Origin of the sequence: Pseudomonas sp. CM25, assembly GCF_013179705.1 — a bacterium.
Classification (GTDB): domain Bacteria; phylum Pseudomonadota; class Gammaproteobacteria; order Pseudomonadales; family Pseudomonadaceae; genus Aquipseudomonas.
The window spans coordinates 1-1,311 of the sequence record NZ_JABMCW010000644.1; the positions used below are offsets into that span (position 1 = coordinate 1).

General features: G+C 65.9%; 2 protein-coding genes and 1 pseudogene. All 3 read right to left on the minus strand.

Going from position 1 to position 1,311, the window contains the following annotated elements:
- Positions 1–74 (minus strand): annotated as a pseudogene (locus tag HP546_RS30320) (nucleotide pyrophosphohydrolase); the annotation flags it as partial.
- Positions 75–128: 54 nt separating this feature from the next.
- The gene (locus HP546_RS30325; RefSeq protein WP_172233572.1) at positions 129–980 is read right to left on the minus strand and encodes a MaoC/PaaZ C-terminal domain-containing protein; all 852 of its coding nucleotides are present in this window, start codon (positions 978–980) and stop codon (positions 129–131) included.
- A gap of 2 nt (positions 981–982) precedes the next feature.
- Positions 983–1,311, minus strand: a 329-nt coding sequence (locus HP546_RS30330) for an SDR family oxidoreductase (RefSeq protein ID WP_172233575.1), incomplete at its 5' end; no start/stop codon positions are given.

Genomic DNA, 1,311 nt, shown 5'->3' on the forward strand with positions numbered 1-1,311 from the left:
GGGCTGTGGAAACCTCTCCAGTCGTTGGTGTCGCGGATCTGGTGCAGGCGTTGGGTGAGTTCTTGCAGGTTCATCGGGGTCTCCTAATGCTGCATAGCTTCTGCCCAGGCCCGATGCAAAGCAAGCACCTAAAGCCGATCCCAGCGCCCGACCATATGCAGCACGCCGCCATGCCCATCCAGCCGTAACTGACCCGAAGGCCCCGCCTCGGTGGCGCTGAGCACTACCTCTGACGGCAGTCGCACCGGCTTGCGGAAATCCACTTCGAAGGCATAGCCACTGTGCGGCAGATGCCCGTTCAACGCTGCCAGAGCCATGGCCTTGCTCCACATGCCATGGGCGATGGCCGTAGGGAAGCCGAACAGCCGCGCACTGGCGGCGCTGAGGTGGATAGGGTTGTAGTCCCCGCAGACCTTGGCATAGCGCCGACCGATGTCACTGTCGGCGTACCAGCGGGTGGCCTCGGGCAGTGATGCTGGCTCACCCTCGGCAGGCTCTGCTGTTGCCCCTTCGAGCTTCAGCCCGCGCACCAGCATGCGGCTGGTCTCGCGCCACAGCAGGCCGATGCTGTCTTCAGCCTCGGTGACCAGGTCGAAGGTGCCGCCCTTGGCATGGGGCTGTAGATTATTTGCGTACACCGCAAAGCGCAGCCCCTCGACACCGCCAAGCGGGCGCAGCACTTCGATGCGGTTGTGCAGGTGCACCAGGCCCAGCAGCGGGAAAGGGAAGCCTTGGCCAGTCATCAACTGCAGCTGCAGGGTGAAGGCCATGATGTGTGGATAAGTACCCGGCAGCCGCCCGTTGTCGGGGAAGTGGCAGAGCCGCCGATAGGCGCCGAGGTTGTCCGGCTGAACCCGGATGAAGCAACGCAGGCCATCCTGCGGAAGTTGCTCGCCGCTGATCTTGCGCTTGCTCGCTGCACGCAGGTACAGGCTGGCGCGCGAAGCGGGGCTGTGCAGGTCGTGCCATTGTCGGTCCATGCTTACGCCCCCATCAGTGCCTGGCCACATACGCGCAGCACCTGGCCATTGACCGCCCCGGAGCCTGGCTGGCTGAGCCAGGCGATGGCTTCGGCGACGTCCTGCGGGCGGCCACCCTGGCCCAGGGTACTCAAGCGCCTGCCGGCTTCGCGCAGGCCCATGGGCATTGCCGCCGTCATGTGCGATTCGATGAAGCCGGGCGCCACGGCATTGATGCTGCCACCCCGTTCGGCAAGCCTGGGCGCCCAGGCCTGGGCCAGGCCAATCAGGCCGGCCTTGCTGGCGGCATAGTTGGCCTGCCCGCGGTTGCCGGCGATGCCGCTCACCGAGG